The following is a 21,566-nucleotide window of genomic DNA, read 5'->3' as shown; positions in this document are numbered from 1 at the left end:
ACACTAGCGCCGAGGGAAACCATGCCAAAAGAACACCAACAATGGGAAAACCGAATCGTAGGAAGTGGGACTGAAGACCCCGCACAGCTACTGGCTAACCCTTTCAACTTTCGGAAGCACCCAAAGCACCAACAGGACGCGCTAAACGGCGTATTAAGTGAAATCGGATGGATTCAGGACGTAATCGTCAACCAAACCACCGGCCACCTAATCGACGGCCACCTGCGCGTAGAGTTGGCAATGAAGAAAGGCGAGCAAGTGCCGGTTAAATACGTCGAACTTTCCGAGCGAGAAGAAAAGATCGCGCTCGCTAGTATCGACCCCATCGGCGCATTAGCAGATCAAGACCAAGCACTGCTCGACGAACTGTTGGCAGATATCGGCGAAGTCGATAATGAGGATTTAAACGATTTCCTCGAAAGCCTAATGTCACCCGAAGAACTCACAGCAGGCGAAGAAGTCGAGCTGGCCAAGGAAACCCTAGCCGAGCGTTTCATCGTGCCACCATTCAGCGTTCTAGACGCCAAGCAGGGATATTGGGCCGACCGCAAGCGCGCATGGTTGGCGCTAGGAATCAAGAGCGAGCTGGGCCGCGACGACGGGCTAACATACGCCGTCAGCAGCCAGCCGCCGCACGTTTACGAGTTCAAAAACGCAGTAGAACGCGAGCTTGGCTACAAACTTTCGTGGAAAGAATTCGCCGAGAAGTACCCAGAGGAAATCGTCCTCACCGGCACAAGCATATTCGACCCCGTACTTACCGAAATCATGTATTCATGGTTCTGCCCAAAGCTAGGCAAGATCCTCGACCCATTCGCAGGCGGCAGCGTGCGCGGAGTAGTAGCCGGTTTCCTCGGCTACGACTACACAGGCGTCGAACTGCGTCCCGAACAGGTAAAGGCTAACCAAGCGCAAGCCCTGCACATACTCGGCACAGACAGCACCGCGCGCTGGATAAACGGCGATAGCCGCAACATTCCCGACCTAGTCGACCAAGAGGTCGATTTTATCTTTTCGTGCCCACCATACGCCGATCTCGAAGTCTACAGCGACAACCCGCAGGACTTATCAACCCTTGAGTATGACCAGTTCGTCGCGGCCTATACCGACATCATCAAAAAGGCTTGCAGCAAACTTAAAAACGACCGCTTCGCCGTGTTCGTCGTTGGCGAGGTACGCAACAAAAACGGCAGCTACTACGGATTCGTTCAGGACACCATCAAAGCCTTTCAAGCCGCAGGCTTGAGCTACTACAACGAGCTAATCCTGCTCACAAGCATAGGCTCAAACGCGATCCGCGCAGCAGGTCAATTCACCAAGAGCCGCAAAATGGCAAAGGGCCACCAAAACGCCCTTGTTTTTGCTAAAGGCGAGCCAGCCCCGCAGGCAATCGAGGGCCTATCAGAAGCCATAGCCGCGCATTTCGACGACCACAGACAAGTATTTGAAGCCTACGAGAACGTGATCGTTTTCTGCAAAGGCGATCCCAAAGTGGCGACAGAAGCCGCAGGCTATCCAGTTGCGGCAGATCTAGACGCCCTGACACTGGAAGCACTAGACAATGGCGAGTAAACGACAATCCGATAAAGCAACAGCGGCCGCACTCCGGCCGCAAATTATCGACATGCGCCGTCAGGGATTCAGTATCAGGCAGATAGCGCAGCATATAGGCAAAAGCGTGGGCTGGGTTCACAAGCAAGAAACTCTCGCGCTAGATGAACTCGCCAGCGAAACTCTAACCGAGACAGAGAAGTATCGCGCCCTGCAACTAGCGCGTTACGAGGATATGTTTCTCCGCCTACAGACCAAAGTTAAATCAGGTGACGGCAAGGCTATCGAGACTGCGCGCCGCATCCTAGACAGTATCAACCGGCTAACAGGTGCAGAAGCACCGGCCAAAGTTGCACCGACTACACCAGACGGAAAGCAGCAATATGACCCCGCAAGCATGACGCCAGAAGAACGTCGCGCACGTATCGCCGAGCTAATGGGAAAAGTCGGCAAATGAGAGCAATGACACCTGCCGAGGAAATAGAACTATTGATGTTGCTAGAGGCCGAGCGCCGACAGCAGGCGATCGACAACCTCGACAATTATTGCCGCTATATCGAGATCCCAAGCGTTCCGCTAAAAGAGGACGAGTGCCCATTGGGCGACAAATGCGACGACCCAAACTGCACCATGCACGAAACCTCAACGGCCTTTTATCCAATTACCGTTGAACCCGCAGAGCACCACCGGCTACTAAACAGCAAGCTCATGGATGTAGAAGCGGGGCGAATCAAGCGCCTAATGGTGATGATGCCTCCGGGCTCCGCTAAAAGCACATATGGCACCGTCACATTCCCGACTTGGTACATGGGCAAGCACCCAAACGAGAACATCATCTGCACCAGCTACGGCAGCAGTCTAGCCAAAAAGTTTGGTCGCAAGTGCCGCGCCATAACCTCAAGCAAGGGTTACAACGAGCTATTCGGCGTTTACCTAAATGCAGATAACCGCGCAGTTGATGACTGGTCGATAAGCAACGGGGCGACCTATATGTGCGGCGGCATTCTCTCCGGTATCACAGGGAACCGCGCCAACGGCCTAGTCATCGACGACCCCGTAAAAGGCCGCGAGGACGCAGACAGCCCCACAATCCGCGAGAAAACATGGGAAGCCTACCTCAACGACCTTCGCACCCGTTTAAAGCCAAACGGCTGGATAATCATCATCCAAACCCGCTGGCATGAAGACGATTTAAGCGGCCGCATTTTGCCTAAAGATTGGAACGGCGAAAGCGGCTGGATAACCTCAAGGGACGGCGAAGATTGGTATGTACTCTGTTTACAGGCCCAATGCGAAACAGACACCGACCCGCTAGGACGTAAGCGCGGCGAATGGCTATGGACGGAATGGTTCACCCCAGAACACTGGGCACGTGAAAAGCGCGTGCAAGGCTCACGCAACTGGGAATCGCTATACCAGCAAAGGCCAAAACCGCTAGACGGTTCGCTCATCAAGCGCGCATGGCCCAAACGCTACGGAACGCCGCCGTCTGAATTTTCACGGGTAGTTATAAGCCTAGATACCGCATACAAACCAGAGCAGCACAACGACCCAAGTGTGGCGACAATATGGGGCGAATTGGACGAAAACCACTATCTGCTTCACGTATGGCGCGACAGAGTCGAATACCCAAGCCTCAAGCGCATCTTGGCAAGTCTATACATGCAATGGCGACCCGACGCCGTACTTATCGAGGACAAGGCAAGCGGCCAAAGCCTAATCCAAGAATGCCGCGAGGGGATAAAACTCGAAGGTTTCCCAAAGCCAATCAGAATGCCGGTAATCGCAATCGACCCGCAAGGCGTCAACAAGCTAGATCGACTCATCGCGGTTTCGCCCATGATCGAGGCCGGTCAGTTTTGGCTACCAGTTGCCGCACCGTGGCTGCCCGACTACGAAAGCGAGCTTTTCGGCTTTCCACTTAGCGCCAACGATGACCAAGTCGACAGTACAAGCCAATACCTCAAATGGGCAAGAATGCACGGTATGAACATCGTTTACGCGAGTTTAAACCAGCAGAAAAGGGCAGAGGACAAACCTACACGACAAAGCTTCGCAATATCTAACCGAAGCCGCAGTAAATACAGGGGTTACTGACAATGGCAAACAAACTAAAACCAATTCAAACACAGGAACTCAGCCGAGTAGATCACGGCAAACTCATGGCGCAGGCTCTTATCAATGGCATGATCCAGAACCCCGACAACCTGCTGCGGGAACACGGTGGCAGGTTTGACGTCTACCGCGACATTTTGCGCGACGACCAAGTGGCGAGCTGCTACCAACAGCGCACCAAGGCTCTAATATCCGCACCATTCGAAGTTAAACCGGCCAGTGAAAGCGCACAAGACATTGAGATCGCCGAATTTGTTACCCAATGCCTAGACCTCATTCCATTCGACGACATCAGCGAAAAAATGATTAAAGGCGGTGTCCACTACGGCTATTCAGTAGCGGAAATCATGTGGGGCTATAGTCAACGTCTAAACCGGATCGTGATTGATGCAATCAAGGTTCGTGACCGTTCACGCTTTCGCTTTGGCCCTAACGGCGAGCTGTACTTGGTCGACGACCTGCTAACCAAGCAGAAAATGCCGCGAGAAAAATTCTGGGTATTCAGTACCGGCGCAGACAACGACGACAATCCATATGGCGAAGGATTGGCCTTTTCGCTCTATTGGCCGGTTTTTTTCAAGCGCAACGGGATCAAGTTCTGGATGATTTTTCTGGAAAAATTCGGCATGCCAACGGCAACCGCGAGGCTATCACAAGCGCAAATGAAAGATAACGAGCAGGTATCGCTCGCGCTATCAGTACTCGATGCGATTCAAGCCGATAGCGGCGTCGTAGTGCCCGAAGATTTCGCAGTAGAGCTAATCGAAGCCAGCCGCAGTGGGACAGCCGATTACAACTCGCTAAAGGCCGCAATGGACGCCTCAATCGCGAAAATCATTCTCAGCCAAACCATGACCACCGATAATGGCAGCAGCCGCAGCCAGTCAGAAACACACATGGCTGTGCGCGATGAAATCATCAAATCCGACGCCGACCAGCTGTGTTATTCATTCACCGAGCAAGTGGTCAAACAGCTCGTCAGCATGAACTACCCAAACGCCGACATTCCGACCGTTTGGCGCAGAACAGAGCCAGAAGTCGACCTCAACGAATTAGCAGACCGAGACAACAAGATCGCCCAACTCGGCTATGAGCCAACCGAGGAATACATCACCGAAACCTACGGCGCAGGGTGGCGCAAGAAAACGGAAGTCTTGCCGCCAAACCAATTTGAACCCACCGCTAGTCAACCTGTACCACCTATGGGGGCAGAGTTTGCAGAAGTTAGCCGCCTTACTGATAAGCGCGTCCAACATCGCCGAGATATGCAGGCATTAGCCGACGCAGCAGAGTACCTATCGACCAAATATCAGCAGCTAATCGGGACGCAAGTAGACGAGCTAATGGCCTTTATGGAAACGACTCCCGATGCAGAAAAGGTGAGGGCAAAAATACAAGAACTCATGGACGTAGAACCACCAAAAGAAGCCGTGGACACTCTACGCAACGCAACCTTTGTTGGCCGCCTTATGGGAATGTTGAAAGCGAGCAAATGAGACATCCATGATAGTTAACTACTACGAGCCAAGCCTTACCTTTGAACTCCCCCCAGAGGAAGCAATCAGCTATTTCACGGCAAAGGGATTGCAGCCAACGTGGGATTGGTTCGACATGATAGGTGAACAGCACGATGCAGCATTTACCGTCGCAAAAATGATGAATATCGACCTGCTATCAGCCATCAAAAGCGAGTTAGAAAAGGCATTAGCGAGTGGAACCACTTTAGACACCTTTCGAGCCACGCTAATCCCGTTGCTACAGCAAAAAGGATGGTGGGGGAAAAAAGATATAGTCGGCCCAGACGGGACAGTCATCACTATTCAGTTAGGCAGCGCCAGCCGCCTAGAGACAATCTTTCGCACGAACCTGCAAAGCGCCTACTCAGCAGGACATTGGGCTGGTATTCAAGAAAATGCCGAAGATATGCCGTACTTGATGTACGACGCCGTTGATGACAGTAAAACGAGGCCTGAGCACTTAGGATTCGACGGTAAAGTCTATCCAATAGACGCGAAATTCTGGCAAACACACTTCCCGCCAAACGATTACAACTGCCGCTGTGGCGTAATACAAATGGACGCTGACGACGTGAAAGCTAACGGCTTAACCATATCAGACGATCCAGTCCTGCCAATGCTTAAATGGCAGAACCCAAAAACAGGCGAGGTTGTAATACACCCGCAGGGAACGGGGCCAAGCTTCGCCCATAACTCAGGGGTTAGTTATTTGGAAAACTTAAAGGCGGCGTTAGAGAGGAAAATGTCGGAACTGCCGTGATGGATACGCGGCAGTTAAATAGGAGCAAAAAGGGGCACAATGTTGTTTATGGACAATTCCGAGTTAAAGCCTTAACTCTAACTCGACATTTTCGGATAAAAATTTCTATGGGTTAACGCCCGCAACAGGGGCGGCCAAATAAGCGAAGCGTTTTGGGCGTCCCGCGACCGCAGGGAGCATACTGGTTGCGTTTGTTATGCTTTTCTAGGGCCAATATACTCACCAAGCAATTTGCTAAACTCAGCTTCATTTGAAAGCGCCCTTGATGGAACCATATGGAACATATTACTCGTGATATACAGGAGATAGATGCCTTTACCATACTTCCATTTGTGAATGTCAGACCACTGCAAGTTACTTTCGCCTGATTCACTTTTGAAATTTATTCCTTGCTCTAATAAAAGCATGGTGATTTCAGCCCTTAGCGCCCTGTTTTGGCGAAACTGTTTCTTAGCGTTGAACGGTATCAATAAGAACAGAACGGAAAAATAACCAATTAACCCACCAACAGCGCCACCAAATCCTAATGCCTTGTGCTCGGTAAAAGTGCCAACCAATGCCAACACTAGCCCAACAATTACAAGCGCCACCAATGTCTTATTGGAACCTCTCCCGTTTAGCTTCATTGCATTTACGACTTCAGATTCTGTCAATTTGTAACTACAGGTCATCCGTACCTCTTTGAGCATAACGCTTTAAACAGCGGAAAACGCGAGCGCTTTGGCGCAGCCAGCGAGTGATTTTCCGATGATTTAACTTGTGTACGCCCAGCATGGGCATGAACTAATGAGGTGAAAGTCCTCTGTAGGAAGGTCACCGTTCGATAACATGCTGTTATTAAACGTTAACTACTAGCGAATGGCAAGGGCTTACCCGTGAGGGGCGGTCTGAAGGAAGCCGCTAGCAAATTTGCGAGCTGATGAACAAGAACATCATATGAGGCGTAGGCTGAAGGTGAGTTGGCACAAGACGACGAAACCACGTGATCTAACGGCCACCGTAAATGATGCAGCAGTGCAAAGAAAGTTCATGTCCTTATCTGGGGAGATCTGCTTAGCATGCGATCGGTCATTAACCAGTAAGGCTCTGGTCTACAAGTGTCTTGGCTTTTCAATTTCATCGACTGGAAAGAGCGAATTAGATGAAAACCGATAGCGCATGACGGGGCAACTCGGCATGTGATTAAGCAGAAGTCAGCAGACGGCATAGTAGCCCAACGCCTATCGTAATGGATGGGATATGGTGAAGGCCTGAACATTTAGAAGAAGGAGGAGTCTTGCCAAACTTGTCGATACCCACTACGTCGACAGACGATTACTATCAACAGCGTATTAGCCAGCAACCAGCCTTCAGCAGCAATCTATTTCAGCAACTACTCGAACCTGAGAATCTACACCGAGCTTGGCGACAAGTGAAAGCCAATAATGGCGCGGCGGGCATTGATGGCATGACCATCGAATCCTTCCCGCGCTGGATGCAACAAGGCGGCTGGCAACAGTGTAAATCTCAGCTTGAGCGAGGAGAATATCAACCCTCAGCGGTCAGGCGTGTAGAGATCGATAAATCCGATGGCGGTAAACGCAAATTGGGGATCCCTACCGTGATTGATCGTGTGATACAACAAGCAATCGCTCAAATACTCACGCCGTTGTTTGACCCTCACTTTTCAGTGAATAGCTTCGGCTTTAGGCCGAACAGAAACGCCCAACAGGCGGTACTACAAGTCAGGGATATCATCAAACAGAAACGCAAATTTGCCGTTGATGTTGATCTGTCCAAGTTCTTTGACCGCGTCAACCACGATCTGTTGATGACTCAGTTAAGGAGTAAGGTGCAGGATAAGCGTCTGCTGGCGCTTATTGGCAAATACCTACGAGCGGGCGTCATGGTCAACGACCAATTTGAAGCAAGCTTCGAAGGTGTACCTCAGGGCGGCCCACTCTCACCATTACTATCAAATATCATGCTGGATAGTTTGGATAAAGAACTGGAAAGTCGAGGACATCACTTCGCCCGCTACGCTGATGACTTTATCATCTTGGTGAAGTCTCAACGGGCGGGAGAACGTGTTCTCAAGAGTATTACTCATTATCTTGGTACGAAGCTAAAACTGATCGTTAACGAGCATAAAAGCCAAGTGGTTAAGGTAGGCCAAAGCAAATTCCTTGGTTTCACCTTTAACCGAGGAAAGATCCAATGGCATGCCAACACGTTGCATGTTTTCAAACAAAAGATACGACGACTGACGAACCGCAATTGGGGAGTCAGTATGAGCTATCAACTGTTTAAACTGCGGCAATATATGCAAGGTTGGATCAATTACTTTGGCATAGCCAACGCTTATCAAGGGTGCGTCGATTTAGACCACTGGATCCGTCGCCGAGTGCGTATGTGCTTCTGGCGTCAGTGGCGAAAACCACGGACTAAGGTGCAAAACCTACTGAAACGAGGTGTCAGGATCCAAGCAGCCGTTGCTTGTGGGCTCACAAGTAAAGGCCCTTGGCGTAGCTCGAAAACGCCAGGCATACAGCAAGCGCTGAGTAACGAATATCTGACGAACGCAGGATTGTATTCACTAAGAGATGGATGGATTTCTGTTCATTATCCTAGCCAAATAACAGGTTAGGTGTTCTAGATGAACCGCCCTGTGCGGAGCCGCATGCAGGGTGGTGTGGGGGCTGGAGGCTAGATACCTCCGGCTACCCGATTAGTGAGAATTTGCTGGATCAAACCCATACCTCCAAGTGTTTAACCTACCATCGGAGCTTTCGATGTCATAAATGTCCATTATTTCTTCCATGTAACTTAGGCCGCGTTCCATTTCTTCTGAGTCAAATTGTTTATAAACCGTGGCAGCTTTTTCCAGAAGGCTCCAAAACTCGATTTCCGTTATACCCGCCTCAGGAGTATCAATTAAAGCTTGGATTACAATATTCATTGCTTGTTCGCATGTTGCCCTAACTTCTTCTGAGGGAGCTCCAGGATAAAAAAGCTTTTCATCAGCAGTAAATTTCTTTTCAACTAACAACTTTTCAAGCTTTTGCACACGCTCTGTATTGTTATGAATCATTATATTGTTACCTGCCATGACGAAAAGACTAATTATGGATAAAAGCAATATGCTGATTTTTTTCATGTTCTCACTAACGCCCACAACAGGGGCCAAACGTAGCGGAGCCAATTTGCGGTAAAGTGAGCAAAGCGAACCGCAAATTGGCGGAGCGTAGTTTGGTCCCTTGCTTGTGATTGTGTACGCCCAGCATGGGCATGAACTAATGAGGTGAAAGTCCTCTGTAGGAAGGTCACCGTTCGATAACATGCTGTTATTAAACGTTAACTACTAGCGAATGGCAAGGGCTTACCCGTGAGGGGCGGTCTGAAGGAAGCCGCTAGCAAATTTGCGAGCTGATGAACAAGAACATCATATGAGGCGTAGGCTGAAGGTGAGTTGGCACAAGACGACGAAACCACGTGATCTAACGGCCACCGTAAATGATGCAGCAGTGCAAAGAAAGTTCATGTCCTTATCTGGGGAGATCTGCTTAGCATGCGATCGGTCATTAACCAGTAAGGCTCTGGTCTACAAGTGTCTTGGCTTTTCAATTTCATCGACTGGAAAGAGCGAATTAGATGAAAACCGATAGCGCATGACGGGGCAACTCGGCATGTGATTAAGCAGAAGTCAGCAGACGGCATAGTAGCCCAACGCCTATCGTAATGGATGGGATATGGTGAAGGCCTGAACATTTAGAAGAAGGAGGAGTCTTGCCAAACTTGTCGATACCCACTACGTCGACAGACGATTACTATCAACAGCGTATTAGCCAGCAACCAGCCTTCAGCAGCAATCTATTTCAGCAACTACTCGAACCTGAGAATCTACACCGAGCTTGGCGACAAGTGAAAGCCAATAATGGCGCGGCGGGCATTGATGGCATGACCATCGAATCCTTCCCGCGCTGGATGCAACAAGGCGGCTGGCAACAGTGTAAATCTCAGCTTGAGCGAGGAGAATATCAACCCTCAGCGGTCAGGCGTGTAGAGATCGATAAATCCGATGGCGGTAAACGCAAATTGGGGATCCCTACCGTGATTGATCGTGTGATACAACAAGCAATCGCTCAAATACTCACGCCGTTGTTTGACCCTCACTTTTCAGTGAATAGCTTCGGCTTTAGGCCGAACAGAAACGCCCAACAGGCGGTACTACAAGTCAGGGATATCATCAAACAGAAACGCAAATTTGCCGTTGATGTTGATCTGTCCAAGTTCTTTGACCGCGTCAACCACGATCTGTTGATGACTCAGTTAAGGAGTAAGGTGCAGGATAAGCGTCTGCTGGCGCTTATTGGCAAATACCTACGAGCGGGCGTCATGGTCAACGACCAATTTGAAGCAAGCTTCGAAGGTGTACCTCAGGGCGGCCCACTCTCACCATTACTATCAAATATCATGCTGGATAGTTTGGATAAAGAACTGGAAAGTCGAGGACATCACTTCGCCCGCTACGCTGATGACTTTATCATCTTGGTGAAGTCTCAACGGGCGGGAGAACGTGTTCTCAAGAGTATTACTCATTATCTTGGTACGAAGCTAAAACTGATCGTTAACGAGCATAAAAGCCAAGTGGTTAAGGTAGGCCAAAGCAAATTCCTTGGTTTCACCTTTAACCGAGGAAAGATCCAATGGCATGCCAACACGTTGCATGTTTTCAAACAAAAGATACGACGACTGACGAACCGCAATTGGGGAGTCAGTATGAGCTATCAACTGTTTAAACTGCGGCAATATATGCAAGGTTGGATCAATTACTTTGGCATAGCCAACGCTTATCAAGGGTGCGTCGATTTAGACCACTGGATCCGTCGCCGAGTGCGTATGTGCTTCTGGCGTCAGTGGCGAAAACCACGGACTAAGGTGCAAAACCTACTGAAACGAGGTGTCAGGATCCAAGCAGCCGTTGCTTGTGGGCTCACAAGTAAAGGCCCTTGGCGTAGCTCGAAAACGCCAGGCATACAGCAAGCGCTGAGTAACGAATATCTGACGAACGCAGGATTGTATTCACTAAGAGATGGATGGATTTCTGTTCATTATCCTAGCCAAATAACAGGTTAGGTGTTCTAGATGAACCGCCCTGTGCGGAGCCGCATGCAGGGTGGTGTGGGGGCTGGAGGCTAGATACCTCCGGCTACCCGATTAGCCGCTTTCATGGCTTTAAAACCTTGCCGTTGAAAACAAAATCGCTTTTTCTTTTTGAAATAAATACCTTTATCAACTTCTCGATATCTATTTGACTTTCTAGCTTATAAAACCGGTCATCTAGATCATCAAATTTGGGCTCTATTTTTTCTAGAACCTCATTCCTCTCATTTCTGTCTAAGCTAGGGGAGCCACCGAGCCTGGTCGCTGAACTTTTGATTATTTCTGATATCTCTGTTGCTCCAATGGCATCGAAACATTCAATTGCGTCACGCCATACTATGCCGGTGCTGTTATAGTAAAATTGATCGTGCCCACCATTGTTAACTTCAGACATATACCAATGACACGCAAAAACTAATCTCTGGCTCTTGCTGTATTTAGATAGATCTTGCTCGTATTTTTTCTCGCCATCGTAAATGCTTACTGTCCACCAAAGTGGCTCGATGATTGCCCATGAATCATTGTCATCAATGAATGTGGCGTCAATTTGATATTCAACAGTCTCTGATGCCATCACATTCACACTAAAAATCATAAATACGACGAAGAAGTAACGCACTTTTTCAACCTCGGCTAACGCCCGCAACAAACGCGAGCGTAGCGAGTCGAGGCCGTCAGGCCGGTTTGCTTGCGTTTGTTATATGGGCTCACAGTTTCGATACTCTAAAACTAGAAAAGCTAAATCGTCATCATCCACAAGAGTTAGTTGCCAGTTACCTGAACTCAAATGCTTCAAAGTGCCCTTCTCTACACGATCTCTATCTATTTCGCATTCAGAAATTATTCTTGCATCCAGAAAAGCCAGGGAATTTATGTCGCCATCCCAAGCCTCATAGCGGATCGTGCATGCAGCTCCCTGCCACTTGATATCGACAATTATTGTATCAGCATAAAGTAAGCTTTTTTCTGGCGAGCTCAAATGCACCTCAACACATATAACGCCCCAAGCAGGGGCAAATACATGCAGGCTAAAATACGGAACGAAGTGACGGGAGCCTGCATGTAATTGTCCCGCTGCCTTGGTTTGTTATACCTGCTAAATCATTTCACCGAGCCATGGGAACGCAACCCAGCCCACCCAACTAAAAAATAAAACTCTGAATGCCAAGGCATTATTAATGTTTGGATTTTGATTATTAAGTTTAAAAGCCGCAAAGATTGCAGCAATAAAAGTGCCGCTAAAAATACACATTAAGACAGTATGGCTAAGCCCCTGATACGTTACACCATAACTGAAGCTAACCACAAAAAAAGCAATAGAGAACAGTATGGTGATGGCACAGAATATTGTAAACGGCTTGGTCAGTTTAGAGTCTTGCTCAGTTAGCGACAAGGTGCTGATTAGAAATACCAATGCGTTTGGAATAGCAGCAATAAACGATAACGTCACCCCAGAAATGCCGGAGGAGTAAACAAGAAACATAGGCAAAACTGTGGTTAATGAGAATGGTGAATAATAGCGAGGAGAGCCCGCACTAACTGTAAGAGCTGTGCACGCAGTAATGACAATAAAGCAAAATACTATTTTAAGTTTAATATTCATCCGATGCTTAGTGGGTATAACATTTTATTAGTGCGCATGCGCATTTATCTTGTTGGACCAGTAAAAACGCGCACAGTTAACTATTTGTATGCAATGAACTTATCAGTATTTTACTAAATTCACCATCTGGAAAAACGCGCATGCGCGTTTTCCAAACCTATTATCTCTAATCCAAAATACATAACTTGTTGATAAAAATAAATAATCTAATTTTATTCATGTATAAACGCGCAAAAATTTTTCACTATTTCCCTTGATATCCAAGAATTTCAAATAATACTGTATATAAACACAGTATTATAAGGTTGGGAGTTATCATGAGTCTAAAAAGCCCATTTCTGAAAGGTCTTCAGGAGGAAATGCGTATGCGTGGTTACAGCATTAGAACAGAAAAAACCTATCTGTATTGGATCAAAGCATTCATTAACTTTCACCACAAGCGTCATCCTGAAACAATGGGAACGGAAGAAGTCACACAATTTTTAACCTTCCTTGCCAATCAACGAAATGTGGCTATCAACACACAAAAAATAGCACTTAACGCATTAGCCTATTTATATCAAAAGCATTTGCACCATGATCTTGGTGATTTAGGATTTTGCTATGCGACTAAGCAGAGACATTTACCGACGGTTTTATCCCAATTGGAGATCTCATCGATATTAAATGAACTTCATGGCCGAGACAGGCTAATCATTGAACTACTCTATGGTAGTGGACTAAGAGTTTCAGAATGTCTCCGATTACGCGTCCAAGACATTGATATTGTTAGAACATCGCTTACCGTTAGAGACGGTAAAGGACATAAAGATAGGCAAACCATCCTCAGCCATAAATGCGCAGAGAAGCTTACTACATATATTGAAAAGGCTATTAAAATTCAAGAGGATGACAACCAAAAGGGGATAGGCCCATCTCTGCCAAATGCATTAGAACGTAAGTACCCCAATGCGTTTAGGCAACACGGATGGATGTTTATTTTTCCTTCGTCGTCAACCTGCATTAATCCTTATACGGGAACACTTTGCAGGCACCATTTGCATCAAAGTGTTATTCGTAAAGCGCTCGGGAATGCCGTTCGTAATATTCAAATAAATAAACGCGTCACCTGCCACACGTTTAGGCACAGCTTCGCAACCCATTTGCTTCAAGCAGGCCGTGATATAAGAAGTGTCCAAGAGTTACTAGGCCACAATGACGTTAGTACAACACAAATCTATACACATGTACTTGGCCAACATTTCGCGGGGACAACCAGTCCGTTAGATACGTTATAAAGTAAGAATAATTCTGGCACTCTCTAGCATTACTAAAATTTGCTCAAATGACAGGGTGTAGAGCTAATTGTTAGCAGCGTCAATAACACACAATGGGGCAATTTCACGTTGCGCCCGCTAGATGCCAACTACTCAACATCCCCCGCAATTGCTTGACTAACAATAGGTTTATGTCACATTGGCAGGGTACTTTTCACGGAGCTTTATGGTTAGGGAATGAGAATTTTTCTATCAATCGTGCTGCTCGCAGCGTCTTTGCTGGCATATCCTGCGCATGCACTAATCAAGAAATCAAACAGTGGCATCTGCCACGATGAAAGTAGCCAGTATTTCGATAAGACCAAACATTTCACCCCTTACCAAACGCTTGACGACTGCTTAAGCTCAGGTGGTCGTCTGCCTAAAGGATATGTGCCAAAAGCCATGTCGGTATATCAACCAACAGCAAAACACTCGGTTGATTCTGGCTACTCAAGGGACAAGTTCGGAAAAGGGTGGGCTGATGTAGACCATGACGGCCAAGATACCCGACAAGAAATCTTGATTTCTCAGAACACCGGTAACTTGGTTTTTAATGACAAAGGCCGTGTTACTAGAGGTCGCTGGGTATCTATGTACAGTGGCAACGTGATTGTGAACGCTTCAGAAGTCGATATTGACCATATTGTGCCGCTCAGTTGGGCATGGAAACATGGTGCCGACAAATGGACGCAAGCGGAACGTGAAACATTTGCCAATGACCAGCGCAATTTAGTGGCTGTTGAAGCGTCACTTAATCGTCAGAAAGGCGATAAAGGGTTGGATGAATGGCTTCCTCCGACTAATCAGCAGCAGTACAAATTGCGGTTTGAGAGGATAGCCAAGATTTACAACCTACGAAATTGATTATTTTCTGATGAACTCACCGAGTTAAATCTTTTTATTAGGCCGCATTTGCGGCCTTTTAGTTATATATGTTCACTTAATAGATTGATAAGTTCGTTTTTGCTTAATAATATCCGTAAAAACGAACCGTGGTTCGTTTTCGTTGTAACTAGCAAAAAGGGACTTCATATGTCAGTGAAATTAGAAGCTAAACCACTAACCGACGTCTTAAAAACACCGCACGAAATCAAGTCATACCTGAACGCTGTAGTAATGGTACTAAATGAATCCTTAGATAATCCCAAAGACATCAGCGGCGGCCTATACCTCTTGGGTGAAGGGTTTGCAGGGATATTCTCTTTTGATGGTCGAGACCCTCGAAACCCAGATGCAGAAAAGGTAATGGTCGCTTGGTCGGGTAATTACTTCCAAGGTTTAATGTCACCCTTCGCGCTAAACGTAGGCGCAAACATCATGGCCTCAAGCATTTTAGCTTTTTCAGCTACAGGCACTTTTCAAGAGCGTCTTTCTGATAACGTCTACAACCTGAAAAACTACGCTGAAACCCTCTCCGAAGCAGAAAAAATCTTCAGGTACATCGATTAAACAACCTACAAATCTATTGAACCATAACCCGCAGTATCAGCGGTCTAACGGCCGCTTTTTATGGATTGATTGAGGCAAGTAGAATGGCATCAAGAGGCATTAACAAAGTCATTTTAGTTGGCAATTTAGGGCGAGACCCCGAAGTAAAATACACATCAAACGGAAACGCCGTTACCAACATCACACTGGCAACCAGCGAAACATGGAAAGACCAGCACGGCCAACAGCAAGAGCGCACCGAATGGCACCGCGTTGTGTTTTTTGGAAAGCTCGCTGAAATCGCCGGTGAGTACCTACGCAAAGGCTCGCAAGTTTACATCGAGGGCAAGCTGCAAACTCGCAAATGGCAAGACCAAAACGGCCAAGACCGTTATACAACTGAGGTCGTTGTCGACATAAACGGCACCATGCAAATGCTCGGTAGCCGAGGGGATAGCAGTGGCAACCAACAATCGGGACAACACAACCGGCAACGCACCGGCTACCAAGATCCAGCACTGCAACCGCAGTACACACAACACGCCCCGCAGCCCAAGTATGTGAGCCAGCAACAGGCTTCTGATATTCCAAACATGCAAGCGCGTAACCAACCACCGGCAGGTTGGAACAACGCAAATTCTGAAGATTATTGGGACGATATACCCTTTTAAACAGCCCCAAAACCGCCCTTGTGGCGGTTTTTCGTTTTCAGACAAGCAAACCCCCAACCAATCCCCTGTAAACGCAACAGACGAAATTTTACGGGTAATAAAGCCATTTTATCGGCGGTACAAAGTCCCCAATAAACGAGGGAACCGCCAATGAAGCAACTCCATATATTCAAAACCGGCAGACACACCGCCGCCAACGGGCAAACGCTCGACTTCAACGAGGACATACTGCAAGACGCCGCCGCAAGCTACGACCCGCAACTGCACGAAGCGCCAATCGTAATCGGGCACCCACGCGACAACGCGCCAGCATACGGTTGGATTAAGTCCCTATCTTTCAGCGACGGCAACATCAGCGCCGAACCTCACCAAGTAAACGCCGACTTCGAGGAAATGGTTCAAAAGGGATTATTCAAGAAAATATCGGCCTCATGGTACTTGCCGGACAGCCCAAACAACCCAAAGCAGGGGACGCTATACCTGCGCCATGTGGGCTTCTTAGGAGCGCAACCACCTGCCATTAAGGGCCTAAACGCTGTCGAATTCAGCGAAGCAGACAAAACCATCGAATTTGAAGAATCCCTCCGTGACGGCTTCAACCTGCAAGACATATCGCGGGTATTCAAGCGCCTGCGGGATTTTCTAATCGACAAATACAGTCGTGACGAAGCCGACGACATCATTCCCGACTACATCATCGAGGAATTGAAAGACAGCGGCCAAGCCAAGATCGACACCGCCACCCAAGACATCACAACCGACCCCAGCAACTTCAACGAGAGCGAGAACATGAACGAGTTAGAAGAAGCCAAAAGCCGCATCGCGGCACTAGAAGCCGAGAACGACACCCTAAAAAGCCAGATCGCCAGCTTCAGCGAGCAAGCCAAAGCACGACGTAAAGCCGAGATCGAGACAAAGGTCGACGCGCTAATCGCAGCAGGCAAAGTGCCCGCCGCCAACCGCGCCCAAACAATCGCCTTTGCAGAAACAATCGACACCAACGACACGATCGAGTTCGCCGAGGGCGACAACAAGAAGAAAGGTGCAGACGCCTACTTGGCATCGCTAGAGCAGCTCGCCGGTGTCGACTTCAACGAGCATTCACGCGAGCGCAACGAGGGCAAGCGCAGCATGACCTCACACGAATTGGCACAGAAAGCCGTCGAATACCAAGAAGCACAGCGCAAAGCAGGCAACCTAGTCACGATCGACGAAGCCGTTAACCACATCAACAACCAATTAGCGGAGTAATAGCCTATGAGAAACGAAGGCTTAGTAAAAACCTTTGTCGCATCAGGTGCGATCCCACGTTACCGGATTGTCGCCTTGGCCGCAGGCGATAACCAAGTCGCACTGGCTACCAGTGCAGCAGACCCATTAATCGGCGTAAGCCAAGAACCGCAAGACATAGCTGACGGCGAGCGTATCGACGTTACCTTTTCCGGCATCGTTGAAGTCGAAGCCAGCGGCGTCCTAGCCAAAGGAGCATGGATTACCGCCGACGCTAACGGCCGCGCAGTTGTCGCCGGTGATGGAGCCGAGCGCATCGGCCGCTTACTAGACGCCGCAAACGTACTTGGCGACATCGTATCGCTAGAAATCATCAAAAACTAAGAGGTATTAGCCTATGGGTTCTAAAGCTCCTTTTGTAGTCGACTCGAAGCTAACAGCTATCGCTATCGGCTACCGCAACGCGCAATTCATCGCTGATATGGTTGCGCCGCGCTTCGACGTTCCAAGCGAACAATTCAAATGGACAGAATTCGATACTAAAGACGTTTTCACCATTCCAAACACTTTTGTTGGCCGTAAAGGTGTACCAAACACCGTTGAATTCAGCGCCACAGAAAAAGATGGCTCAGTCAACGACTACGGTTTGAGCGACGTTATCCCGCAATCAGACATCATCAAAGCGCGTGACAACCCATCATTCGACCCAGAGGGCCGCGCAACCGTCAAACTGACCGAATTAGTAGCCCTAGACCGCGAGAAGCGTGTCGCTAGTTTGGTCATGAACGCCTCAACCTATAACCATAGCGAGTTGATCACCGGCACCGATAAATGGACAGATCCAGCATCCAAGCCAATCGACCAAATCACCGATGCGCTAAACACACCAATGGTGACACCAAACATAATGGTTATGGGCCGCGCCGAGGCTTTGGCTCTTCGTAAGAACCCGCAAATTATCCGCGCATACCACGGCAACACCGGCGAGGACGGGCTAGTGCCATTAAGTTTTATCCGCGAGCTATTCGAGCTAGACGAAATCATCGTGGGTGCCAGTCGCTACAACACCGCAAACAAAGGCCAAGCAATGAATATCAGTAACCTTTGGTCGGGTGGAGTCTCGCTCATTTACCGCAAGCAGGCAGCGCAATTGACCGACGACGTAACCTTCATGCTGACCCCATCATGGCAGGGCCGCATCGCCTACCGCAAGGTGATAGAGCCTGGTGAATTGGGTATTCGTGGCGGCGTCAAAATTACCGTTGGCGATTCAACCAACGAATTAGTAATCGCCAGCGAGGCCGGTTACTTCCTAGAGGGCGTCGTGTAAGCCGTTACCTCCAGCGGGGCGCACTAACGCCCCAATTCCCTAACCCAACACAGACAAACCAAGAGAGGCTGTTATGGCAAACAAGAAAGTAACCCTAGTCCGTACAGTGCGAATCAAAAACGAGAAATTCAAAAAAGGCGAGCAGCCAACCGTAGACGACAAAACCTACAAAGAGCTGTTAGACGCCAAAGCCATTACCGACGCATTTCAAGACGAACAAGCGACAGGCATAGAGTAAGGATTTAGCCCATGCCATACGCAACAACCGAAGACCTTAAAAACCGTTTTGGCGACTACGAAGTGAAGCAACTAGCGCCAGCAGAAGCAGGTGACGTCGACGAAGCCAAAGTCGCCGCCGCAATAGCCGACGCACAGGCCGAGATCGACAGCTACATCGCCCAGCGATACGGGGAGCTAACCGAAGTCCCAGCGGTAATCGTCGCTGTTTGTTGCGATATGGCCCGTTACTCGCTCTATTCAGCAAGAGCAACAGACGAAGTAAAAAACCGCTATCAGCAGCGTGTTGCATGGCTGCGCGACGTAGCAGCAGGGAAAGCCACAATTGGCATCCCAGAGAAACAGGCCAGCAATACCGGATTTACCGTTTCAGTAAGTAAGAGCGCCAGCGACCGCGCTCTAACTAACCGTTCTTTGGCGCACTTCACCAATGGCTACAGGTACAGATAACAACTCGGTAATCGAGGTCGAGTTCAAGGCAATACAAAAGACGCTCAAGAAGATCCAGCACACCCCACTGGATGATTTCTATCGCGACGTTGCCAACCGGCTAAAAAACAACTTTCTAATGGGCTTCAAAAACTCGCAGGCCCCAGACGGTACACCTTGGGCACCAATCCGCCACCGCGAGGGTAAGCCGCTAATCGACTCGGGCCGATTGCGCCGCAGCATACAGGCCAAACACACTGGTGAGCAGGCAGAAGTCGGCACAAATGTCGTCTACGCCAGAGCGCAGCAAGAGGGGCTACCGTCACCGATAAACGTCAAAGAGCACACCAGAGTAATCAACCAAGCATTCGGCAAGAAGCTCAAGCAACCGAAGAAAATCACCGTCAGCGCGCACAAAAAGAAAATCAATATCAAGCCGCGCCCATTCTTCGGCCTAGAAGCGCCACAGAAGAAGATTATCGCGCAGGCATTCACGCACTTTATGAAGAAAAACACCATCGGGGGACAGAGTGTTACTTAGAGACATTACCGAGCGCCTAAAGACGCTAACAGACCAGAACGGCGCGCCTTTCATCACAGAAGTGCTAACCGCCGTCGACCGCGAGAGCGTGCTCGACACTGGCATCGTTAGACGCGACGCCGCCTTTGTCGTCCCAATCGGGGAGTACGGCAATGGCGAGTTTTTATATACCGGCCTAGACGACCAAAAAATCGAGGTGCGGTTCGGCGTAATTCTAGCTGTGCGCGCCGTAAACGACCGGCTCGGCCAGAACGTAAACGAGCGACTAGAAGCCATGTATCGCGCCGTCAGGCGGCACCTAATCGGCTGGACGCCCACAGCCAACGACGCAGACCCCATCGCCTTTGTAGACGGCGAAATCATATTTTTCGGCCAAGGCGGCGCGTTTTGGTTTGAAACCTACACCACAAGCTACACAGAAACACCAACGGAGTAACCTCACATGGCAACGAGAAAAACAGCTAAGAAAGTACTCGCCGCAGCCATTAACCAAGCCGCCTACGGTTCCGACGCAATCCAAGCCGCGGGGCAACCGGCATTTATCCTCACTACCGGCCTAGATATAACCCCAATGGACGGCGACACCATCGACCGCGAGTTGGACGACGGCAGCCTCGGCAATTCAATGGTGACGCTAGTTGGTACTTACGTATCAGTGACCGGCTCAGTTGAGATCGCAGGCGCAGGCACCGCCACAAACGCCCCAGCATGGGAAGCAATCATGGTCGCCGCAGGTTACGCAGGCGCAGCAGGCGAGGGCGAGTTTCAATTCAGCCGAGTGACCGACAACACCGAGAAAGACATTACCGTCTACGTGTACCGCGACGGTGCACTACACAAAGTCACCGGCGCTCGCGGGAACATCACTTACAACCTAAACGTGCAGGAAGTCGGCACAATCGAGTTCGAACTAACCGGCCTATATGGCGGCATCGTAACTCAGTCAATGCCAGCAAAACCAGATTTCAGCGGATTCCTGAAACCGGTGCCAGTGGGCGCAACCTACACCACCATCAGTATTGGCGGCCAAAACGTCAAAGCCTACTCGTTCCAAATGAACGAAACCAACACCGTCGAATATGACGAAAACACCCAAGCCGAAACCGTGGACATTACCGAGTTAGCGCCAACCGGCTCAATCACCATCTTGGCCGAAGACCTAGCCGCATTTAACCCGTTCGACATTGCCAAGAACGAGACACCGTTGGCTATGACAGTCACCCACGGCACAGCCGCAGGCAACATCTTTGTGTTGAACCTGCCAGTCGTCCAGCTAATGCGCCCAGCATACGGCGACCAAAACGGGCGCCTCACCTACGAGATCGAGTTCAACGTGATCGGCACACAACACACCGTTACAACCAAATAAGGGGAGCTGAATGTTTAAGTTAGTAGACCGTATCACCGGCCTATGTTGGCCGGTAACAGTGCGGGTGCCAGTAAACGGCGGCAAGGTAGAAGAGCAGGAATTCACCGCAGTATTCAACCTGCTATCACAAGACGAATACGAGCAGGCACTACAAAGTGCCAAAGACGACGCTGAATTCATCAGTAAATTTATGACCAATTGGGAGGGCCTCGTCGACGACCAAGGCAAAGAGGTCAAATTCACCGTCGCCAAGCTACGCAAAGCCTGCGGTTATCCATTTTTCCGGCAGGCAATCATTAAGGCTTACAACGAAGCAGTACAAGGCGCAGCAGCAAAAAACTGATA

At 49.0% G+C, this 21,566-nt stretch carries 24 protein-coding genes; 20 read left to right on the top strand and 4 right to left on the bottom strand.

The features are described from left to right. Nucleotides 1-21: 21 nt before the first annotated feature. The 5 genes from JYB87_RS11945 to JYB87_RS11925 are packed head-to-tail and all read left to right on the top strand — an operon-like array spanning nt 22 to nt 5,943. The gene (locus JYB87_RS11945; RefSeq protein WP_207353720.1) at nt 22-1,572 is read left to right on the top strand and encodes a hypothetical protein; all 1,551 of its coding nucleotides are present in this window, start codon (nt 22-24) and stop codon (nt 1,570-1,572) included. Further along, entirely contained in the window at nt 1,562-2,008 is a 447-nt protein-coding gene (locus tag JYB87_RS11940; RefSeq protein WP_207353719.1) for a hypothetical protein, read from the top strand. Before JYB87_RS11945 ends, JYB87_RS11940 begins: the two co-directional genes overlap by 11 nt. Nucleotides 2,009-2,013: 5 nt before the next feature. Continuing rightward, nucleotides 2,014-3,648, top strand: a complete 1,635-nt coding sequence (terL, locus tag JYB87_RS18745) for a phage terminase large subunit (protein ID WP_228729854.1) — start codon at nt 2,014-2,016, stop codon at nt 3,646-3,648. Nucleotides 3,649-3,650: 2 nt separating this feature from the next. After that, complete coding sequence (locus tag JYB87_RS11930) at nt 3,651-5,162, top strand: DUF935 domain-containing protein (RefSeq protein ID WP_207353718.1); 1,512 nt, start codon at nt 3,651-3,653, stop codon at nt 5,160-5,162. Nucleotides 5,163-5,169: 7 nt separating this feature from the next. Continuing rightward, nucleotides 5,170-5,943: a phage head morphogenesis protein gene (locus JYB87_RS11925; protein ID WP_207353717.1), complete on the top strand. Its 774-nt coding sequence runs from the start codon at nt 5,170-5,172 to the stop codon at nt 5,941-5,943. 194 nt (nt 5,944-6,137) lie between these two features. Here JYB87_RS11925 and JYB87_RS11920 read toward each other — a convergent pair whose 3' ends face one another. Beyond that, nucleotides 6,138-6,596, bottom strand: a complete 459-nt coding sequence (locus JYB87_RS11920) for a YcxB family protein (RefSeq protein ID WP_207353716.1) — start codon at nt 6,594-6,596, stop codon at nt 6,138-6,140. A gap of 623 nt (nt 6,597-7,219) precedes the next feature. On the opposite strand from JYB87_RS11920, the gene ltrA (JYB87_RS11915) reads away from it, so the two are divergent. Further along, nucleotides 7,220-8,569 carry a group II intron reverse transcriptase/maturase gene (gene ltrA, locus JYB87_RS11915; RefSeq protein WP_207353715.1) on the top strand — a complete coding sequence of 450 codons (1,350 nt, stop codon included), beginning with the start codon at nt 7,220-7,222 and terminating at the stop codon, nt 8,567-8,569. Nucleotides 8,570-8,650: 81 nt separating this feature from the next. On the opposite strand, the gene JYB87_RS11910 is transcribed toward ltrA (JYB87_RS11915), so the two are convergent. After that, a complete protein-coding gene (locus JYB87_RS11910) occupies nt 8,651-9,079 on the bottom strand; it encodes a DUF4844 domain-containing protein (protein WP_228729853.1) in 429 nt (142 codons plus the stop codon). A 629-nt stretch (nt 9,080-9,708) separates the two neighbouring features. Between JYB87_RS11910 and ltrA (JYB87_RS11905) the strand changes: the two genes are divergently transcribed. Continuing rightward, a complete protein-coding gene (gene ltrA, locus JYB87_RS11905) occupies nt 9,709-11,058 on the top strand; it encodes a group II intron reverse transcriptase/maturase (protein ID WP_207353715.1) in 1,350 nt (449 codons plus the stop codon). A gap of 91 nt (nt 11,059-11,149) precedes the next feature. Here the strand turns inward: ltrA (JYB87_RS11905) and JYB87_RS11900 are convergent, their stop codons facing one another. Beyond that, complete coding sequence (locus tag JYB87_RS11900; protein ID WP_207353714.1) at nt 11,150-11,659, bottom strand: DMP19 family protein; 510 nt, start codon at nt 11,657-11,659, stop codon at nt 11,150-11,152. 522 nt (nt 11,660-12,181) lie between these two features. Next, nucleotides 12,182-12,688: a hypothetical protein gene (locus JYB87_RS11895; protein WP_207353713.1), complete on the bottom strand. Its 507-nt coding sequence runs from the start codon at nt 12,686-12,688 to the stop codon at nt 12,182-12,184. A 317-nt stretch (nt 12,689-13,005) separates the two neighbouring features. On the opposite strand from JYB87_RS11895, the gene JYB87_RS11890 reads away from it, so the two are divergent. The 13 genes from JYB87_RS11890 to JYB87_RS11830 all read left to right on the top strand — a co-directional run bounded on the left by JYB87_RS11890 (nt 13,006) and on the right by JYB87_RS11830 (nt 21,564). Beyond that, entirely contained in the window at nt 13,006-13,965 is a 960-nt protein-coding gene (locus tag JYB87_RS11890; RefSeq protein WP_207353712.1) for an integron integrase, read from the top strand. Nucleotides 13,966-14,181: 216 nt separating this feature from the next. Next, nucleotides 14,182-14,850, top strand: a complete 669-nt coding sequence (locus JYB87_RS11885; RefSeq protein ID WP_207353711.1) for an HNH endonuclease family protein — start codon at nt 14,182-14,184, stop codon at nt 14,848-14,850. Nucleotides 14,851-15,018: 168 nt separating this feature from the next. Next, nucleotides 15,019-15,435, top strand: coding sequence for an antirestriction protein (locus tag JYB87_RS11880; RefSeq protein ID WP_207353710.1), 417 nt, complete (start codon nt 15,019-15,021; stop codon nt 15,433-15,435). Between the two features lie 83 nt (nt 15,436-15,518). Further along, nucleotides 15,519-16,085 (top strand): single-stranded DNA-binding protein, encoded by a 567-nt coding sequence (gene ssb, locus JYB87_RS11875; RefSeq protein ID WP_207353709.1) that lies wholly within the window; start codon nt 15,519-15,521, stop codon nt 16,083-16,085. A gap of 150 nt (nt 16,086-16,235) precedes the next feature. Then, nucleotides 16,236-17,336, top strand: coding sequence for a hypothetical protein (locus JYB87_RS11870; RefSeq protein ID WP_207353708.1), 1,101 nt, complete (start codon nt 16,236-16,238; stop codon nt 17,334-17,336). A 6-nt stretch (nt 17,337-17,342) separates the two neighbouring features. Then, a complete protein-coding gene (locus tag JYB87_RS11865) occupies nt 17,343-17,699 on the top strand; it encodes a capsid cement protein (protein ID WP_207353707.1) in 357 nt (118 codons plus the stop codon). A 13-nt stretch (nt 17,700-17,712) separates the two neighbouring features. Further along, a complete protein-coding gene (locus JYB87_RS11860) occupies nt 17,713-18,645 on the top strand; it encodes a major capsid protein (protein WP_207353706.1) in 933 nt (310 codons plus the stop codon). 73 nt (nt 18,646-18,718) lie between these two features. Then, on the top strand, nt 18,719-18,883 hold the full coding sequence (locus JYB87_RS11855; protein ID WP_207353705.1) for a hypothetical protein: 165 nt from the start codon (nt 18,719-18,721) through the stop codon (nt 18,881-18,883). 11 nt (nt 18,884-18,894) lie between these two features. Further along, complete coding sequence (locus tag JYB87_RS11850; RefSeq protein WP_207353704.1) at nt 18,895-19,332, top strand: gp436 family protein; 438 nt, start codon at nt 18,895-18,897, stop codon at nt 19,330-19,332. Continuing rightward, nucleotides 19,313-19,852 carry a phage virion morphogenesis protein gene (locus JYB87_RS11845; RefSeq protein ID WP_207353703.1) on the top strand — a complete coding sequence of 180 codons (540 nt, stop codon included), beginning with the start codon at nt 19,313-19,315 and terminating at the stop codon, nt 19,850-19,852. Before JYB87_RS11850 ends, JYB87_RS11845 begins: the two co-directional genes overlap by 20 nt. Next, nucleotides 19,842-20,288, top strand: coding sequence for a phage tail terminator protein (locus JYB87_RS11840; RefSeq protein ID WP_207353702.1), 447 nt, complete (start codon nt 19,842-19,844; stop codon nt 20,286-20,288). Before JYB87_RS11845 ends, JYB87_RS11840 begins: the two co-directional genes overlap by 11 nt. Before the next feature lie 6 nt (nt 20,289-20,294). Further along, entirely contained in the window at nt 20,295-21,221 is a 927-nt protein-coding gene (locus tag JYB87_RS11835) for a phage tail tube protein (protein ID WP_207353701.1), read from the top strand. Nucleotides 21,222-21,231: 10 nt separating this feature from the next. Continuing rightward, nucleotides 21,232-21,564, top strand: coding sequence for a hypothetical protein (locus tag JYB87_RS11830; protein ID WP_207353700.1), 333 nt, complete (start codon nt 21,232-21,234; stop codon nt 21,562-21,564). The last annotated feature ends 2 nt before the right edge of the window (nt 21,565-21,566 follow it).

This window comes from Shewanella avicenniae, assembly GCF_017354945.1.
Taxonomy (GTDB): Bacteria; Pseudomonadota; Gammaproteobacteria; order Enterobacterales; family Shewanellaceae; genus Shewanella; species Shewanella avicenniae.
Note: the sequence above shows the minus strand (reverse complement) of the source record. Positions and strands in the feature narration are given on the sequence as shown.

What these genes read in the sequence shown, in the direction of transcription:
- JYB87_RS11945 (WP_207353720.1), top strand. Translation starts at nt 22, where the DNA reads ATGCCAAAAGAACACCAACAATGGGAAAACCGAATCGTAGGAAGTGGG.
- JYB87_RS11940 (WP_207353719.1), top strand. Translation starts at nt 1,562, where the DNA reads ATGGCGAGTAAACGACAATCCGATAAAGCAACAGCGGCCGCACTCCGG.
- terL (WP_228729854.1), top strand. Translation starts at nt 2,014, where the DNA reads ATGACACCTGCCGAGGAAATAGAACTATTGATGTTGCTAGAGGCCGAG.
- JYB87_RS11930 (WP_207353718.1), top strand. Translation starts at nt 3,651, where the DNA reads ATGGCAAACAAACTAAAACCAATTCAAACACAGGAACTCAGCCGAGTA.
- JYB87_RS11925 (WP_207353717.1), top strand. Translation starts at nt 5,170, where the DNA reads ATGATAGTTAACTACTACGAGCCAAGCCTTACCTTTGAACTCCCCCCA.
- JYB87_RS11910 (WP_228729853.1), bottom strand. Translation starts at nt 9,079, where the DNA reads ATGAAAAAAATCAGCATATTGCTTTTATCCATAATTAGTCTTTTCGTC.
- JYB87_RS11900 (WP_207353714.1), bottom strand. Translation starts at nt 11,659, where the DNA reads ATGGCATCAGAGACTGTTGAATATCAAATTGACGCCACATTCATTGAT.
- JYB87_RS11895 (WP_207353713.1), bottom strand. Translation starts at nt 12,688, where the DNA reads ATGAATATTAAACTTAAAATAGTATTTTGCTTTATTGTCATTACTGCG.
- JYB87_RS11890 (WP_207353712.1), top strand. Translation starts at nt 13,006, where the DNA reads ATGAGTCTAAAAAGCCCATTTCTGAAAGGTCTTCAGGAGGAAATGCGT.
- JYB87_RS11885 (WP_207353711.1), top strand. Translation starts at nt 14,182, where the DNA reads ATGAGAATTTTTCTATCAATCGTGCTGCTCGCAGCGTCTTTGCTGGCA.
- JYB87_RS11880 (WP_207353710.1), top strand. Translation starts at nt 15,019, where the DNA reads ATGTCAGTGAAATTAGAAGCTAAACCACTAACCGACGTCTTAAAAACA.
- ssb (WP_207353709.1), top strand. Translation starts at nt 15,519, where the DNA reads ATGGCATCAAGAGGCATTAACAAAGTCATTTTAGTTGGCAATTTAGGG.
- JYB87_RS11870 (WP_207353708.1), top strand. Translation starts at nt 16,236, where the DNA reads ATGAAGCAACTCCATATATTCAAAACCGGCAGACACACCGCCGCCAAC.
- JYB87_RS11865 (WP_207353707.1), top strand. Translation starts at nt 17,343, where the DNA reads ATGAGAAACGAAGGCTTAGTAAAAACCTTTGTCGCATCAGGTGCGATC.
- JYB87_RS11860 (WP_207353706.1), top strand. Translation starts at nt 17,713, where the DNA reads ATGGGTTCTAAAGCTCCTTTTGTAGTCGACTCGAAGCTAACAGCTATC.
- JYB87_RS11855 (WP_207353705.1), top strand. Translation starts at nt 18,719, where the DNA reads ATGGCAAACAAGAAAGTAACCCTAGTCCGTACAGTGCGAATCAAAAAC.
- JYB87_RS11850 (WP_207353704.1), top strand. Translation starts at nt 18,895, where the DNA reads ATGCCATACGCAACAACCGAAGACCTTAAAAACCGTTTTGGCGACTAC.
- JYB87_RS11845 (WP_207353703.1), top strand. Translation starts at nt 19,313, where the DNA reads ATGGCTACAGGTACAGATAACAACTCGGTAATCGAGGTCGAGTTCAAG.
- JYB87_RS11835 (WP_207353701.1), top strand. Translation starts at nt 20,295, where the DNA reads ATGGCAACGAGAAAAACAGCTAAGAAAGTACTCGCCGCAGCCATTAAC.
- JYB87_RS11830 (WP_207353700.1), top strand. Translation starts at nt 21,232, where the DNA reads ATGTTTAAGTTAGTAGACCGTATCACCGGCCTATGTTGGCCGGTAACA.